Origin of the sequence: Cognatishimia activa (assembly GCF_026016445.1) — a bacterium.
Lineage (GTDB): Bacteria > Pseudomonadota > Alphaproteobacteria > Rhodobacterales > Rhodobacteraceae > Cognatishimia > Cognatishimia activa_B.
On the sequence record NZ_CP096147.1, the window covers coordinates 3,132,242 to 3,148,010 of the forward strand.

At 53.9% G+C, this 15,769-nt stretch carries 12 protein-coding genes and 1 riboswitch; of the genes, 8 read left to right on the forward strand and 4 right to left on the reverse strand.

Annotated features, from left to right (window positions below; translation table 11 throughout):
* Positions 1 to 27: 27 nt before the first annotated feature.
* The 8 genes from mutL to M0D42_RS15695 all read left to right on the forward strand — a co-directional run bounded on the left by mutL (position 28) and on the right by M0D42_RS15695 (position 8,821).
* Positions 28 to 1,914: a DNA mismatch repair endonuclease MutL gene (mutL, locus tag M0D42_RS15660; RefSeq protein WP_419195951.1), complete on the forward strand. Its 1,887-nt coding sequence runs from the start codon at positions 28 to 30 to the stop codon at positions 1,912 to 1,914.
* The gene (locus M0D42_RS15665; protein WP_265019530.1) at positions 1,914 to 3,212 is read left to right on the forward strand and encodes a DNA recombination protein RmuC; all 1,299 of its coding nucleotides are present in this window, start codon (positions 1,914 to 1,916) and stop codon (positions 3,210 to 3,212) included. The genes mutL and M0D42_RS15665 overlap by 1 nt, the downstream gene beginning before the upstream one ends.
* 82 nt (positions 3,213 to 3,294) lie before the next feature.
* Positions 3,295 to 3,621, forward strand: a complete 327-nt coding sequence (locus M0D42_RS15670; protein WP_265019531.1) for a DUF3775 domain-containing protein — start codon at positions 3,295 to 3,297, stop codon at positions 3,619 to 3,621.
* A 110-nt stretch (positions 3,622 to 3,731) separates the two neighbouring features.
* Complete coding sequence (locus M0D42_RS15675; RefSeq protein ID WP_265019532.1) at positions 3,732 to 5,198, forward strand: NAD-dependent succinate-semialdehyde dehydrogenase; 1,467 nt, start codon at positions 3,732 to 3,734, stop codon at positions 5,196 to 5,198.
* 113 nt (positions 5,199 to 5,311) lie between these two features.
* Positions 5,312 to 5,519, forward strand: a riboswitch (cobalamin riboswitch).
* 101 nt (positions 5,520 to 5,620) lie between these two features.
* Complete coding sequence (locus M0D42_RS15680) at positions 5,621 to 6,028, forward strand: DUF1636 domain-containing protein (RefSeq protein WP_265019533.1); 408 nt, start codon at positions 5,621 to 5,623, stop codon at positions 6,026 to 6,028.
* Positions 6,025 to 6,819 carry an ABC transporter ATP-binding protein gene (locus tag M0D42_RS15685; protein WP_265019534.1) on the forward strand — a complete coding sequence of 265 codons (795 nt, stop codon included), beginning with the start codon at positions 6,025 to 6,027 and terminating at the stop codon, positions 6,817 to 6,819. The genes M0D42_RS15680 and M0D42_RS15685 overlap by 4 nt, the downstream gene beginning before the upstream one ends.
* A gap of 11 nt (positions 6,820 to 6,830) precedes the next feature.
* Positions 6,831 to 7,763 carry an ABC transporter substrate-binding protein gene (locus tag M0D42_RS15690; RefSeq protein WP_265019535.1) on the forward strand — a complete coding sequence of 311 codons (933 nt, stop codon included), beginning with the start codon at positions 6,831 to 6,833 and terminating at the stop codon, positions 7,761 to 7,763.
* Between the two features lie 2 nt (positions 7,764 to 7,765).
* Complete coding sequence (locus tag M0D42_RS15695; RefSeq protein ID WP_265019536.1) at positions 7,766 to 8,821, forward strand: FecCD family ABC transporter permease; 1,056 nt, start codon at positions 7,766 to 7,768, stop codon at positions 8,819 to 8,821.
* Between the two features lie 72 nt (positions 8,822 to 8,893).
* Here M0D42_RS15695 and gyrB read toward each other — a convergent pair whose 3' ends face one another.
* The 4 genes from gyrB to dnaA all read right to left on the reverse strand — a co-directional run bounded on the left by gyrB (position 8,894) and on the right by dnaA (position 15,302).
* Entirely contained in the window at positions 8,894 to 11,311 is a 2,418-nt protein-coding gene (gene gyrB / locus M0D42_RS15700; RefSeq protein WP_265019537.1) for a DNA topoisomerase (ATP-hydrolyzing) subunit B, read from the reverse strand.
* Positions 11,312 to 11,469: 158 nt separating this feature from the next.
* Positions 11,470 to 12,570 carry a DNA replication/repair protein RecF gene (gene recF, locus M0D42_RS15705; RefSeq protein WP_265019538.1) on the reverse strand — a complete coding sequence of 367 codons (1,101 nt, stop codon included), beginning with the start codon at positions 12,568 to 12,570 and terminating at the stop codon, positions 11,470 to 11,472.
* Between the two features lie 58 nt (positions 12,571 to 12,628).
* Positions 12,629 to 13,747, reverse strand: coding sequence for a DNA polymerase III subunit beta (dnaN, locus tag M0D42_RS15710; RefSeq protein ID WP_265019539.1), 1,119 nt, complete (start codon positions 13,745 to 13,747; stop codon positions 12,629 to 12,631).
* 169 nt (positions 13,748 to 13,916) lie between these two features.
* Positions 13,917 to 15,302, reverse strand: coding sequence for a chromosomal replication initiator protein DnaA (gene dnaA / locus M0D42_RS15715; RefSeq protein ID WP_265019540.1), 1,386 nt, complete (start codon positions 15,300 to 15,302; stop codon positions 13,917 to 13,919).
* Between the last annotated feature and the right edge of the window lie 467 nt (positions 15,303 to 15,769).

Genomic DNA, 15,769 nt, shown 5'->3' on the forward strand with positions numbered 1-15,769 from the left:
GGCGTCAGATATGCTAGATTTGGCGGTATGTTAGTGGAAGACCGCAAAATAAGCGAAAATCAACCCGTTATTCGTCAATTGGACGAAGGTGCGATCAACCGGATCGCAGCGGGCGAAGTTGTGGAGCGCCCAGCCAGCGCTGTGAAGGAGCTTGTTGAAAACGCGATTGACGCGGGTGCGACCCGAATTGAAGTTGCCGTTGCGGCTGGTGGGAAGACTTTGATCCGCGTCACGGACAATGGATGTGGGATTTCTGCAGTACAACTGCCTTTGGCTTTAAGCCGCCATGCGACATCAAAAATCGATGGTAGTGATCTCTTGGATATCCATACTTTTGGTTTTCGTGGCGAGGCTTTGCCCTCGCTCGGCGCTGTCGGCCGATTGAGCATCACCTCTCGTGTAAAAGGCATGGATGCGGCGAGTATCTCGGTCGCTGGAGGCGAGATTGGACCTGTGAAACCCGCAGCTTTGGGACAGGGCACAATCGTTGAATTGCGAGATCTGTTTTACGCCACACCCGCGCGATTGAAGTTCATGCGAAGCGATCGGGCAGAAAGCCAAGCGATCAATGATGTTGTGAAACGCCTTGCGATGGCAGAGCCCTTTGTCGGATTCACACTACGTGATGTGAGTGGTGGCGGTGAGGGACGTGTCACCTTCCGTGCGGATGGGGAAAGTGGCGATCTGTTTGATGCGCTGCATGGTCGACTGGCACGCATTCTTGGCGCAGAATTTGCCGAAAACAGCTTGCGGATCGATGCTGACCGAGAGGGCGTCAAATTGATCGGCTATGCTGCCTTGCCGACTTACTCTCGCGGATCCAGCACCGCGCAGTATCTGTTCGTGAATGGACGTCCTGTGAAGGACAAATTGTTGGTCGGTGCTTTGCGTGCCGCCTATTTTGATTTTCTATCGCGTGACCGCCATCCGGCGGCTGTTTTGTTCATTGATTGCGATCCGCAGCTTGTGGACGTGAACGTTCACCCAGCAAAGTCCGAAGTGCGGTTCCGTGATCCGGGCTTGGCGCGTGGGTTGATTGTTTCTGCTCTGCGCCACGCCTTGGCTGAAGCGGGGCATCGCGCCTCAACAACTGTGGCCAATGCCACGTTGGGTGCGATGCGTCCTGAACCCTCAGGCCCCGCGCGGGTCTATCAGATGGATCGACCGTCTTTCGGTGCGCGCGCAACGTCGTACCAAGCCCAGGCACCTGAACCCAGAGCGCCGGGGCTCGCTGAGTCACCTGCTGCTTGGGACAGTACCCCCGGGGCGCCACTGGTCGAGACGCCTGTGTCGGGTCGGGTTGAGGAAATCGAAGCACCAGCTGAGTTAGAACAGAACCCGCTGGGTGCCGCGCGTGGTCAGGTGCACGAGAATTACATCATTGCCCAAACGGCAGATGGCATGGTGATCGTTGATCAGCATGCCGCGCATGAGCGTTTGGTTTATGAAAAGCTGAAACGACAGATGGCTGAAAACGGCGTCGCGGCTCAGGCACTTTTGATCCCGGACATAGTGGAGCTTTCGTCTGGCGATTGTGCGCGTGTGTTGGCCCATTCCGAAGAGCTGTCAAAGATGGGTCTCACAATCGAACCCTTTGGAGGGGATGCGATTGCGGTACGAGAAACCCCAGCGATTTTGGGCGAGGTTAATGCCCGCTCGATGATATTGGATATTCTGGACGAGCTCGACGATCAGGGGGAAAGCATGTTGGTGCAGACCAAGATCGAGGCGATCCTAAGTCGTGTGGCCTGCCATGGATCGATCCGATCTGGTCGTCGGATGCGCGCTGAGGAAATGAATGCGCTGCTGCGCGAGATGGAAGCCACCCCGCATTCAGGGCAATGTAATCATGGTCGCCCAACCTATGTAGAACTCAAACTGGCCGATATTGAGCGGCTGTTCGGACGGACGTGATGGATTTTTCTGATCCTCAAATTCAGCTGTATCTTTTGATTGCTGGCGGGGTCTTGGCGACCCTGATTCTAATGATGCTGCGCGCCGTTCTACGACAGTCCTTCGGCGCATCCCAACAGATGGTTGCGCTTGCACAGCGCGTAGATCAATTGTCCTCAGGTCAGGACCAATTGGGCGGAAGCCTGACAACAGTGGTGCAGAACCAAGCTAACGGTCAAACTCAGATCACCAATCTGATGGAGCAGCGCTTGGGTGAAGTGCAGCTGAATCTGCATGAGAACCTATCCAAAGTGCAGCGCAGGACCGGGGAAAACCTTGCAACGATGCAGCAGCAGATGGCGGATAATCTGGCTACCCAGCAGCTGAAGATGCAAGAGAACATGGCGAATATGCAGATGCGGACGAACCAGTCGCTCGCTGAATTGCAAGAGAAGATGAACCAGAGCCTAATGGGCAACGCCAAGCAGACGGCGACATCATTGACGCAGCTGCAAGAGCGTCTGGCAACCATCGACAAGGCTCAGGAGAATATCACCAAACTTTCCGGTGATGTGCTGAGTCTTCAAGATATTCTCAGCAACAAACAAACCCGTGGCGCCTTTGGTGAAATTCAGCTCAACGACATTGTGGGCAAGGCCTTGCCGCGAGACAGCTATGCATTGCAGCATACATTGCCAAACGGCAAACGCGCGGATTGTCTGATCCATCTGCCTAACCCTCCAGGGCCAATTGTCATCGATAGTAAGTTCCCACTGGAGGCTTATGAAGCAATGTTGGCTTCCGAGACCGAGGCAGAGTTGAAGGCCGGTATACAGGCCTTCAAAACCTCCGTGCGCAAACACATCAACGACATCTCTGACAAGTATATCATTGAAGGCGAGACTGCCGACGGCGCCCTGATGTTTCTGCCTTCTGAAGCAATTTATGCCGAACTGCATTCAAAGTTCTCAGACCTCGTGCAGGAAGGTTTCACAAAGCGGGTGTGGATTGTGTCTCCAACCACTTGCATGGCTACGCTGAATACTATGCGGGCCATTCTTAAAGACGCACGGATGCGCGAACAGGCTGGAGAGATTCGCAAAGCGCTGCGCAATTTGCACCGCGATGTGGAAATTGTTGGGGAGCGTGCTGGAAAGCTTGAAACCCATCTCCGACAGGCAAATGAAGATGTCAGCGGCATTCTGACTGCAGCGTCCAGAGCGGGTAAGCGTGCGCATAAGTTGGATAATTTTGACTTTGAAGAATTGGCACCAGAGCAACCAAATGTGGTTCCTTTAACCAAGCAACCGGGCGAATAACACCGCTCGCGGTGAGTTGAGCGAGATCAAAGCAGCAATATGCTAGAGTAGGGCAGGGTGGCACTGTGAAAGGAGCCGCGACATGCTTGAAATAACACCATGGAAAGTAGCCCAGGTTGTCCTGATGGGACGAGAATTGGACCGCGCTGAAGGTGAATTGCGTGGGTTTTTCGAACGTCTGACCGATGACGAAATGATCGATCTTGTTGCGATCATGTGGATTGGTCGTGAGAGTTTCGAGCCCGGTGATTTAGTGGAAGCCTTGCGTACAGCGCGGGATGAACGAACAACACCATCTGCAGACTATCTGCTCGGAACTCCGCATCTGTCTGACCATCTTGAAAATGGAATGGATTCACTGGGAATATCCCTAGTCGACGCTGAAGACAGCTTGATGTCCGGTCGATAGGGGTGAAATTGGGATTATTCTTATCGATTTCCCAGTAATGTGACGATTGTACATTTGAATATCCGCGCCCGATGCGAGAAGCTGCATCGAAGAATTCTGCATGCGAGGATATGATGCTGAACCTGAAAGATGCTTCTCTATTTCGTCAGGGCGTTCCGGTTGGAACCCGTTGGGTGGACGCTGATCCTGAAACGGGCACTGCGATTTACAATCCTTCTACAGGCGCGCTGATCGGCCATGTGCCCAATCTCGGCGTGGCTGAAACCGAAGAAGCCATCGCCGTGGCAGAAGATTCCCGACACGCGTGGGCGGCGCAGACCGCAAAACAACGCAGCGCTGTGATACGTCGTTGGTTCGAACTTCTTCAGGAAAATGCAGATGATCTCGCGACTATTCTGACAGCTGAGCAGGGTAAACCTTTCAACGAAGCAAAGGGCGAAATCGCCTATGGTGCGGGGTTCCTTGAGTGGTTCGCTGAAGAGGCGCGTCGGGCTTATGGGGAAACCATTCCTGCTCCAATCGCAGATCGTCGATTGGTTGTCATCAAGCAACCCATCGGTGTTGTCGCAGCGATCACCCCTTGGAATTTCCCGAATGCGATGATCACCCGCAAGGCGGGCCCTGCGTTGGCGGCGGGTTGTTCTATGGTTTTGAAACCAGCTCCACAGACACCTTTCTCTGCCATCGCCTTGGCAATTCTAGCGGAACGCGCTGGTTTGCCTGCAGGTTTGTTCTCTCTAATAACGGGTGATGCTGCAGCCATCGGTGGTGTGATGACGGCAAGCCCCATCGTTAAAAAGCTGACTTTCACAGGCTCCACAGGGGTCGGTTCCCTGCTTTATAGCCAGTGTGCGCCGACTGTGAAAAAGCTTGGACTAGAGCTCGGTGGGAATGCTCCGTTTATCGTTTTTGATGATGCAGATCTCGATTCTGCAGCGGAAGGTGCGCTTTGGTCTAAGTTCCGTAACAATGGCCAAACATGTGTTTGTGCGAACCGGATTTATGTTCAAGCCGGTGTCTACGATGCCTTTGCTGAGAAATTCGCGAAGAAAGTCGCGGGTCTAAAGATTGCAGATGGTTTTGAAGAGGGCGCGCAGATTGGCCCATTGATCGATGAGAACGCCGTCGCAAAAGTCGAGCGCCACATTAGCGATGCTGTCGCTAAGGGGGCGTCCGTTGCGGCCGGTGGTCAACGCCACGAACTCGGTGGACTGTTTTTTGAGCCAACCATCCTACGTGATGCGACTGATGACATGGTCTTTGCCTCTGAAGAGATCTTTGGTCCTGTCGCCCCTCTATTCAAGTTCGAGACCGAAGAAGAGGTTGTCGCGGCGGCGAATGATACCGAATACGGGTTGGCAGCCTATTTCTATTCTCGAGATATGGCGCGCAGCTGGCGTGTCAGCGAAGCACTTGATTACGGTATGGTTGGTGTGAATGCAGGGGTTATTGCGACCCATGAGGCGCCATTCGGTGGCGTGAAAATGTCAGGCCTTGGCCGTGAGGGCGCGCGCCAAGGTCTCGATGAATTCATGGAAGAAAAATACATCTGCATGGCTGATGTAAAACCGGCCTAACCCAATATAAACCTTATATAAAGCCCGCCAATTTGGTGGGCTTTTTCCATTCAGATGAGTTCACATCCTACGCCCCAAAGCAGAAACTGGATTGACAGGTTTCCGGTTGGGTTGTTAGCACGACGGTAGATGGTTTTCGGGATCTATGATTCCGATAAAAGGGAATACGGTGCGGCTTTCTTGCAAAGCCAATTCCGTGACTGCCCCCGCAACTGTAAGCGGCGAGCCAAACCGAATTATCCACTGGGCATACTGCCTGGGAAGGATCGGAGCGGCAAAGACCCGTAAGTCAGGAGACCTGCCATCATCCTAGTAACCAACCCGGGCGGGGTTCCCCGGAGGGAGACCGATGATGATTTTTCAGGCCCGTGCCTTTGACATAACTGGTTCCTTCTTCTCCCCGTGTTCGTGCGGAGGACAATATGAGCCAATTATCCACTCACCAGATCACTGTTTGCGCGTCGTGTCGCCATAAGGGCGATAGCTGTCGTCCAGGTTATGAATTGATCGAGCGTCTGCGTGCAGCAATTGCCGCCGCTGGGGATGCCATTCCAGAAGAGTTCGAGATTTCAGGAACAGCTTGCATGGCAGGCTGCGATAGACCCTGTACCGTTGCTTACTTCGGTTCGCGCAAGGCAACCTATTTGTTTGGGGATATCGATCCTGATGAAGACATTTCTGATCTGGTAGAATTTGCACGCCAATACGCATTTCTTAACGATGGCTGGTGCTCGTCTGTAGATCGCCCTGGCAAGCTTAGAAAGAACACCTTGGCACGCGTTCCAGCAAGCATGATTGCTATCGAGCCGGTCGCAGAGGCGGTGCAATGAGCTACCAACCTGCTTCCGCAGATGTTCGTGCAATGAATATTTCCTGGGGGCCTTCCAAAGATGAGTCTCTCATTCTTAAGCCGATCAGCTTTCATCTAACCGCTGGACGTGTGCTTGGGATCGTGGGGCCAAACGGAGCAGGCAAGTCGACACTTTTACGATTGCTCTATCGTTTCAATTTGCCTGCAACCGGCAACGTGGAAGTGGATGGGCAGGATATTTGGAACCTAAGCCCGCGGGCCACCGCACGCATGATTGCAGCGGTTTTGCAGGAACAACCGTCCGATTTTGCACTGACCGTTCGCGATGTTGTCTCACTTGGGCGATTGCCACATCGTTTAGGACTTTCGGTGCATGGTGAAGACGATGGTGTGATCGTGGATCAGGTGCTTGCTCGAATGCACCTGACAGCGTTGCAGGACCGTGATTTCGGCACGCTTTCTGGTGGCGAGCGCCAACGTTGCATGGTTGCGCGCGCGTTAGCTCAGCAACCGCGTGTTTTGGTGCTCGACGAGCCGACCAACCACCTCGACATCCGTCATCAATTGGAAATCCTGCGCCTGATTTCTGACCTGGACTTAACCATCATCGTCACGCTGCATGACCTGAACATGGCCATGCAGGTCTGCGATGATGTCCTTGTTTTGAAGGACGGCAACAGCATGGGCTTTGGCCCGCCTGCCCGTGTTCTTACTGAACAATTGGTCTCTGAGACTTTTGAGGTCACAACCCGGTTGGAGCAGCTGAGCCTCAGTCAAACTGACCATTTTTCATATCAACTTAATCATTGAAAGGACCAGAGATGAAATCTCTTACACTTGCCTTTGGCTTTATTGGCCTGGCTTCCACAGCTGTTGCGGACGTGACCGTTCAAAGCTGTAACCGCGATGTGACCTTTGATAAGGTTCCAACCGCCGCGATCTCAAATGACGTGAACCTGACCGAGATGATGTTGGTCCTAGGCTTGGCTGATAAAATGGTCGGCTATACAGGCATTTCTGGCTGGAAAACTCTGAATGAGGAAATGCGTTCTGGTGTTGAAGAACTGCCTGAACTCTCTGCCAAATACCCAACCAAAGAAGTGCTGATCGGTGCGGATGCTGACTTTTTCTTTGCGGGGTGGAACTACGGGATGAAAGTTGGCGGTGAAGTCACGCCAGAGACGCTCGCACCATTTGGCATCGACGTATACGAGCTGACAGAAAGCTGCATCCACATCGGCAGCAAGCCAAAAGCCAGCTTGGACGACATGTACAATGACATTCTGAACCTTGGCGCGATCTTCCAAGTGGACGAGAAAGCAAAATCTTTGGTTGAAGGCTACAAAGCGGAACTCGCGGATTTCCAAGAAAACCTTGAAACTGGTGATCCGCTGCGTGTGTTTGTTTACGACAGCGGTGAAGACAAGCCATTCACTGCAGGTCTCTACGCCATGCCAACTGCTCTGATCGAAGCGGCGGGTGGCACAAATGTGATGGACGACTTCGAAAAAAGCTGGGGCACTGTGAATTGGGAAGCCGTGGTTGAAAAGAACCCAGAAGTCGTTGTGATTGTAAACTATGGCAAAGTGACTGCTGAACAAAAGCGCGAGTTCATGATGTCTAACCCAGCGTTTGCTGATATCGACGCGGTGAAAAATGATCGTTTCGTGGCGCTGGAGTATGTTGACGCGACCCCTGGCCCACGCAACATCGAGGCTGTTAAAACTCTTTCTCAAGCTTTCTGGGGTAACTGAAGATGACGACCGAGGCCATCAATGCGCCCTCCGTCGCAAAACGACAGATAAAAACACCCGTTCGGGTGGCGCTTTGGGCAATGGTGTTTTTGGCCTCGGTGACCTTTGCAATCGGGACCGGTGCTATTTCGATCCCGGTCGAAACTGTCTGGGGCGTCTTACTGAATAAGGTTTTTCCAGACACAGTCGAACAAACATGGTCGCGCGGCCGCGAGGCCATCATTTGGGATATTCGGTTCCCTCGCGTATTGCTTGCGATCATGGTCGGCAGCGGGGTGGCCATTGTGGGCGCTATGTTGCAGGCGGTCACGCGCAACCCATTGGCAGATCCGCACTTGCTTGGAATTTCTTCAGGTGGAGCTTTTGGTGCAATCCTTGCATTGCTGCACACAGGGCTTTTTATAGGGCTTCTGACCGTGCCTCTTTTGGCGTTTTGTGGAGCACTTATAGCTACATTGCTGATCTTGGCGGTTACCCGGTTCACACAATCCAGCGGTGCCGACCGATTGGTCCTGACAGGCGTAGCAATTTCATTCATCGTAATGGCGGCCGCCAATATCCTGATCTTTCTCGGCGACCCTGAAGCTACGCACACAGTGGTATTCTGGATGCTTGGCGGAGTGGGGCTCGCTCAGTGGGCCCACCTGGTGTACCCGCTTGCGATCCTCGCACCTTGTGCATGCTGGGCTTTCTGGAAGGCGCCTTTGCTTAACGCCATGACCATCGGTGATGAAACGGCCACAACTCTCGGCATCGCCGTCCCTCGGTTTCGTCTGCAGGCTTTCGTGATTGCCGCATTGGTAACCGGAGTGATGGTCGCCTTTTCGGGCATGATCGGGTTTGTTGGGTTGATGGTGCCCCATATAGCGCGTCGTTTTGTAGGCGGGGACTATCGTCGTGTCATACCTGTGTCCGGCCTTATCGGTGGTCTATTTATGATTTGGGCGGATATTGTTGCGCGTATGGTTGTCGCACCAGAAGATCTACCGATCGGTGTTGTAACCGGTCTTGTGGGGGGATGTTTCTTCTTGTGGCTAATCCGAGCGAAATCCCAATAAAACTAGGTACTAAAAACTAAAACGCTCGCGACCCAATCGGGGTGCGAGCGTTTTTGTGCGATGTCATAGAGATCAGAAATCGAGGTTTTCCACGCTCAGCGCGTTTTTCTGGATGAATTCACGACGCGGTTCCACCACATCCCCCATAAGCTTGGTGAAGAGATCATCAGCATCCGCCATGTCCTCGACTTTCACCTGCAGCAGTGTGCGGGCATCTGGATCCAGAGTGGTTTCCCACAGCTGATCTGGGTTCATTTCTCCGAGACCTTTGTAACGCTGCAAGGTCAGGCCGCGTTCGCCTTCAGCAAGGATCGCTGACAGCAAGTCCAGCGGGCCGTGGATGACCTGTGTGCGCTCTTTGCGGGATAGAGTCGCTGCCACGCCATAAACCTCTTGCAAACTTTGCGTAAAGCTGCCGGTTTTGCGGGCTTCACCGGAACGCAGCATTGGGCCGTCCAGTGTGCGAACTTCTTCGACACCGCGAAGGATACGCGCCAGTTTGATGCCGTGGTCCTGCGTGATGCGTCCTTGCCAACCGCGTTCGTATTCCAGTGCAATCAGGTTCAGGCGGGCCGCGACTTTGTCGGCAACACCTTGCAAGTCAGCTTCTACCGCGCCTGGCACGAAAGCCCCAGCGATGGCTGCCTGTTCCAGAATGTGACGCGGGTAATGGGTTGGGAAGGCGTCCAAAACACGTTTTAATTGACGTGCTTCGGTTACCACACGCGCGAGGTCGGCACCGACGATTTCTTCACCAGACCCCAGACGCAAAACGGCACCTTCCACGCCCTGATCGACAAGATAGTCATCCAGTGCGGCCTGATCCTTGAGGTATACCTCAGACTTACCGCGAGACACTTTGTAAAGCGGTGGCTGCGCAATGTAGAGGTGACCGCGTTCGATCAGCTCTGGCATCTGACGATAGAAGAACGTCAGAAGCAGCGTTCGAATGTGCGCACCGTCAACGTCTGCATCGGTCATGATGACGACCTTGTGGTAGCGCAGTTTATCGACGTTGAATTCATCGCGGCCAATACCAGTGCCAAGTGCCATGACGAGGTTGCCGATTTCCTGAGAGGACAGCATCCGGTCAAAACGCGCGCGCTCAACGTTCAGGATTTTACCACGCAGCGGTAGTACCGCCTGAGTACCCCGGTCACGACCCGTTTGAGCGGAACCGCCAGCTGAGTCACCCTCCACAAGGAAAACTTCGGTTTTGGATGGGTCTTTTTCAGAGCAATCCTTGAGCTTGCCAGCAAGGTAGTTCACATCCATCGCCGTTTTGCGGCGGGTCAACTCGCGCGCTTTACGAGCGGCTTCGCGCGCCATGGCGGCTTCGATGATCTTACCAACGATCATCTTGGCCTCATTTGGGTTCTCTTCGAACCATTCGGCCAGTTTTTCACCCATCAGGCTTTCGACAGCGGGGCGCACCTCGGAGGACACAAGTTTGTCTTTTGTCTGAGAGGAGAACTTCGGGTCAGGCACTTTCACGGAGAGCACGCAGGTCAGGCCTTCGCGTGCATCATCGCCAGTGAAGTTGATCTTTTCCTTCTTTGCGATTCCGCTTTCCTGAGCGTACTTCGTCAGGGTCCGTGTCAGAGCGCCGCGGAAGCCCGCAAGGTGGGTACCGCCATCGCGTTGCGGAATGTTGTTGGTGAAGGGCAGCACTGTCTCATGGTAGCTGTCGTTCCACCACATAGCGACTTCGACGCCGATCTCGTCTTTTTCGCCGTTCACATAGATCGGCGTGTCCATCATCGCTGTCTTATGGCGGTCAACGTATTTCACAAATTCCTTCACGCCGCCTTCGTAGAAAAGCTCGGTCTTCAGAGGCTCGGCTGGACGTTCATCTTCCAAGATGATGCGCACACCCGAGTTCAAGAAGGCCAGTTCGCGAAGACGTTTTTCGAGCGTATCAAAAGAATATTCGAGATTGGAGAACGTGTCTGTCGATGCGAGGAAACGCACTTCAGTACCGGTGTGATCGCCTGCGTCGCCAACGACTTTCAAATGCTCGGATGTTTCACCGCCTTCAAACCGTGCGAAGTGTTCTTTGCCATTGCGCCAGACCCGCAGTTCCAGCCAATCCGACAGCGCGTTCACAACGGAAACACCCACCCCGTGTAGGCCACCTGAGACCTTGTAAGAGTTACTGTCAAATTTACCGCCAGCGTGCAGCTGGGTCATGATGACTTCTGCCGCAGACACACCTTCCTCCGGGTGAATGTCGACGGGAATCCCGCGTCCATTGTCGCTCACGGAAACGGAACTGTCGGCGTGAATTTTGACCGTCACATAGTCCGCGTGTTTCGCTAGCGCCTCATCGATCCCGTTGTCGACAACCTCATAGACCATATGATGCAGGCCAGAGCCATCATCGGTATCCCCGATATACATGCCGGGACGTTTCCGGACGGCTTCCAAGCCTTTGAGAACTTTAATAGAATCCGCGCCATATTGCTCGGGGTTCTGCGCGTTGTCGCTCATGTGGTGAGGTCCCTTATTCTTTCAGGAATATATACCTTTTGCGACAGGGAATGTCACGCAAATGAGGTGAAAAACTGGGCGGAGACTTGCGCTTGAAATTGGAGTCACAGTGGGTGTCGCTGATGTTTGAATTTTGAGTATTTTCACAAAGAAGAAGATTACGAGGTAGCGCTATGAGAAATGCCGTTTTCTTCGGTGATTGTGAGGTATTGTCCGCGGTCGCCAAGCGCCTCAAAAAGGTTGTCTTCGGTACCGGTCATCCAGGCCTGAGCGCCTAAGGCACAAATCTCATCATAGAGCGCGGCCCGGCGGTTGGCATCGAGATGCGCTGCGACCTCATCTAAGAGCAAGATTGGCGGCGTTCCGATTTGTTCGGCAAGCGCACGAGCATTTGCAAGGATCAAGGAGATCAGCAGCGCTTTTTGCTCCCCGGTAGAGCAATCAGCCGCCGGAACGCCCTTGGCAATGTAGGCCCCATAGAGGTCGCTGCGATGCGGGCCAACTAGGGTGCGCCCGGCAATGATGTCACGTGAACGACTTTCAGCGAAGGCATCTTTGAAATCGTCCTCAGAGGAGGGAATGGCGCCCTCTGTTTGCTGGATTTCAAGCTCAGCAATTGGGAAGGCTGTCTGGGTCTGCTCTTGAGCTGCGGTGAGAGCTTTCACAGTGGCTGAGCGATTGGCGTGAATGCGCGCAGCGGCTTTGGCCATTTGGTCCTCTAGTGCGCGATACCAGTGTGCGTCGCGGACTTGCTCTTTCAGCAGTCGGTTGCGCTCTCGCATGGTCTTTTCATAGGTCAGCGAGGCCTCGGCGTGATCGGGAAAGAAGGAAAGTGATGTCCGATCAAGGAAGCGCCGCCGACCTTCCGCGCCTTCAATCCACAGCCGATCCATTGCAGGGATCAGCCAAATCACCCGGCAGAGCTCCCCCAAACGAGTCTGCGGCGCTGCCTTGTCGTTGATCTTGACCTGGCGAGCCGCGCCTTCGTCGGACCAGGTTTCGATCTCCTGTGTGCCAATAGTGGCTTCCAGGATGCCTTTGAGTTTCCAACCCAAAGCCTCTGGGCGCCGTGTCATGTCCTGAGCACTGGCGCGCCGGATGCCGCGCCCTGGCGAAAACAGCGAAACGGCCTCCAGGATGTTGGTTTTGCCCGCACCGTTTGGGCCATAAATTGCGATAGGTCGAATATCGCATTCTATTTCGCTGTGTTTATGACTGCGAAAATGACTGAGCGTGAGCTTGGTGAGCGCAAGAGTCATAAGGCCCCCGGCAATGCTGCGGAGGCCTTATCAGTATGAGGTATAATGGCGGCGCTACTCACACGCGCATCGGCATGACGACATAAACGGCAGTGGTGTCATTGCCTTCACGCATCAGGGTTGGGTCGCCTGCAGAGTTGAACATGAAGACTGCGTTTTCACGATCGACCTGGCTTGCAATTTCCAGCAAGTATTTAGCGTTAAATCCAATTTCCAGACGTTCATCGCCGTAGGCTACGGCCAGTTCTTCTTCTGCGGCTCCGGAATCAGGCGCATTTACAGACAGGATCAGGCGATCTTCGTCGAGGGCCAGTTTCACAGCGCGGGAGCGTTCAGAAGAAACGGTGGCAACACGGTCTACGGCCTGTGCAAATTCAGCAGCGTCGACTTCCAAGCGGCGGGTGTTGCCTGCTGGAATAACACGAGTGTAATCCGGGAAGGTGCCGTCGATGACCTTGGAGGTCAGCGTGATGTCAGGGGTCGCAAAGCGGACTTTGGTTTCAGAGACGGACACAGCGATGTCCATTTCATCGTCATCCAGCAACTTGCGCAGCTCGCCAACAGTTTTACGCGGCACGATTACACCTGGCATTTCGCTTGCGCCGTCTGGTAAATCAGAGTCGATCCGCGCGAGACGGTGGCCGTCGGTGGCCACGCAGCGAAGCACCTTACCACCGTCTGCGTCAGACACATGCATGTAGACGCCGTTTAAGTAGTAGCGTGTTTCTTCGGTGGAAATCGCGAATTTAGATTTGTCGAATAGGCGACGCAGCTGGGCTGCATTTGCGGTGAAATTGCAGGCGTACTCAGATGACGCCATGACTGGGAAGTCTTCTTTCGGCAAGGTCGCCAGAGAGAAGTTCGACCGGCCTGCTTCGACGGTCAAACGACCGGAGGTGCCATCGTCGGTCAATGTTACCAATGCGCCATCAGGCAGCTTGCGTACAATCTCATGCAGAGTGTTTGCGGAGACAGTGGTTGCACCAGCGCGCTCGACTTGTGCGGCGGCTTTGTCGACCACTTCAATGTCTGGGTCGGTGGCGCGGAACTGGACGGTGTTGCCTTCCGCTTCAATCAGAACGTTGGCGAGAATTGGAATGGTGTTGCGTCGTTCCACAACGGATTGCGCCTGAGATACTGCTTTCAGCAGGGTGCCACGTTCGATGCTGATTTTCATCTCTTATTCCTCCGACGTGCGGGCAAGTTCCCGGGCGACAACAGTAGCTGCTTCATCCCGTTCCTCAAGACCTTTTTGCCTTTTTCAGCGGTTATTTAGGGGGCGTCAAGCGCCAGACAGAAAAGCGGGCCTCAATGGGCCCGCTTCACATAGATTTTTTGCAAATCTGTTACGCTTCAAGCGCGCGGCGTAGCAGTTCCAGATCCTCGGCGATCTGTCCATCAGAGCTGCGCAGTTCTTCGATGCGACGTACACCGTGCATAACGGTCGTGTGGTCACGACCACCGAAGCGGCGACCGATTTCTGGCAGGCTGCGGCTGGTCAGTTGCTTGCAGAGGAACATGGCAACCTGACGCGGGCGCGCAAATGTACGAACGCGTTTTGGGCCGATCATGTCGCTCAAGCGAATGTTGTAGTGCTCGGCAACGCGACGCTGGATTTCTTCAACGCTGATCTTACGTTCAGAGGCACGCAACACATCAGACAGACAGTCTTGCGTCAGGTCCATTGTGATTTCGCGTCCCACGAGGGAAGCGAACGCAAAGAGACGAGTCAGGGCGCCTTCCAATACGCGGACGTTTGTCGAAATGCGATGCGCGAGGAATTCCAGAACACCATCAGCGATCTTCAGATCAGGGTACTGACCGCGATATTGCTCGACCTTGCTCTGAAGAATGCCAAGGCGCAGTTCGTAGTCGGTTGGATGCAGATCAACCACGAGGCCGCATTGCAGACGCGAACGGATGCGGTCTTCCATGTCTTTGATTTCACCAGGCGCGCGATCTGCGGAGATGATGATCTGCTTGTTCTGGTCCACCAAGGCGTTGAAAGTGTGGAAGAATTCTTCCTGTGTGGAGTCCTTGCCCGCGATGAACTGAACGTCATCCACCATCAGGACATCGACAGAACGGAACAGCTCTTTGAAGTCCATCATCTTGCGGTCACGCAATGCTTGAACGAAGCGGTACATGAATTGCTCCGCAGAGAGGTAAAGGACGTTCAGGTCAGGGCGCTGAGTTTGCAGCTCCCATGCGATGGCATGCATCAGGTGGGTTTTACCAAGGCCAACGCCACCATACAGGAACAGTGGGTTGAAGGACACGGGACCGCCTTCAGCGACACGGCGCGCGGCCGCGTTTGCAAGTTCGTTTGGCTTACCGACAACGAAGCTGTCGAAAGTGAAGCGAGTATCAAGCGGAGCGCCTGGCAGCTCATCTTTAGATTCGGTGCGCGCAGGAGACGTCGTCGTGGCTTTTGCTTTCGCCGCATGCGAGGGCGCAGTCAGTGCATTGGCGCCTGTGCGATTGGCTTTTGTACGGCCCACTTTGAAATGCACGCGTTGAACATCTTCACCAGCCTGAGAGAGCTGGTGGATGATCAGGTCACCAAAGTTTTGCGAAACATAGTTGCCAATGAAGTTCGTTGGCACTGTGAAAGTCGCCACCCCATCTGATAGTTCAGAGAGACGTAGCGGCTCAATCCAAGCTTTGTAGTTATTCTGCCCGACTGTGTTCAAAAGGTCTTGTTGAAGCGACCCCCATTGCTCCTGTGTCATCTGTCCCCGTTTCTGCGCCTTGCCTTGTAGGGGCACTGCCCCGTCTTTTGCCTTTCCCCGACCACAGTCGCATCGATTTTCGAGGCCCCAAAAGGCCAGAAACAAAGCTATCCCGTCGAGAAAAGTCCCCACTTTTCTCGTTTCTTCGTTCCAGCGCACCTATGTGCGATCAAAAAAATAGGCTTTGGCGTCTTGCGACTAAACTCTCAGTTCCAACGACGCGCATAAATGTCGGCGTCTCCTTTGAGTTGTAGTTGCAAGCGAATTTCCAGTTAAACTGTTAAACGCCGGCCCCCCGATGTGACGATGTGAATCGCATGTACTAAGCTAGCAATTTCGCCTGCGGCCCGGCAACTGATCTTCGAACTTGACTCGGAGATTCACCGAAAAGAATCTCTTTTTGACTTTTAATTAACCAACAAAAAAAGCGCCCCGGAAATCGGAGCGCTTTAATTTATTACCGTCTT

Excerpts from the sequence above, each read along its gene's own strand:
- mutL (WP_419195951.1), top strand. The coding sequence starts at position 28 with ATGTTAGTGGAAGACCGCAAAATAAGCGAAAATCAACCCGTTATTCGT.
- M0D42_RS15665 (WP_265019530.1), top strand. The coding sequence starts at position 1,914 with ATGGATTTTTCTGATCCTCAAATTCAGCTGTATCTTTTGATTGCTGGC.
- M0D42_RS15670 (WP_265019531.1), top strand. The coding sequence starts at position 3,295 with ATGCTTGAAATAACACCATGGAAAGTAGCCCAGGTTGTCCTGATGGGA.
- M0D42_RS15675 (WP_265019532.1), top strand. The coding sequence starts at position 3,732 with ATGATGCTGAACCTGAAAGATGCTTCTCTATTTCGTCAGGGCGTTCCG.
- M0D42_RS15680 (WP_265019533.1), top strand. The coding sequence starts at position 5,621 with ATGAGCCAATTATCCACTCACCAGATCACTGTTTGCGCGTCGTGTCGC.
- M0D42_RS15685 (WP_265019534.1), top strand. The coding sequence starts at position 6,025 with ATGAGCTACCAACCTGCTTCCGCAGATGTTCGTGCAATGAATATTTCC.
- M0D42_RS15690 (WP_265019535.1), top strand. The coding sequence starts at position 6,831 with ATGAAATCTCTTACACTTGCCTTTGGCTTTATTGGCCTGGCTTCCACA.
- M0D42_RS15695 (WP_265019536.1), top strand. The coding sequence starts at position 7,766 with ATGACGACCGAGGCCATCAATGCGCCCTCCGTCGCAAAACGACAGATA.
- gyrB (WP_265019537.1), bottom strand. The coding sequence starts at position 11,311 with ATGAGCGACAACGCGCAGAACCCCGAGCAATATGGCGCGGATTCTATT.
- recF (WP_265019538.1), bottom strand. The coding sequence starts at position 12,570 with ATGACTCTTGCGCTCACCAAGCTCACGCTCAGTCATTTTCGCAGTCAT.
- dnaN (WP_265019539.1), bottom strand. The coding sequence starts at position 13,747 with ATGAAAATCAGCATCGAACGTGGCACCCTGCTGAAAGCAGTATCTCAG.
- dnaA (WP_265019540.1), bottom strand. The coding sequence starts at position 15,302 with ATGACACAGGAGCAATGGGGGTCGCTTCAACAAGACCTTTTGAACACA.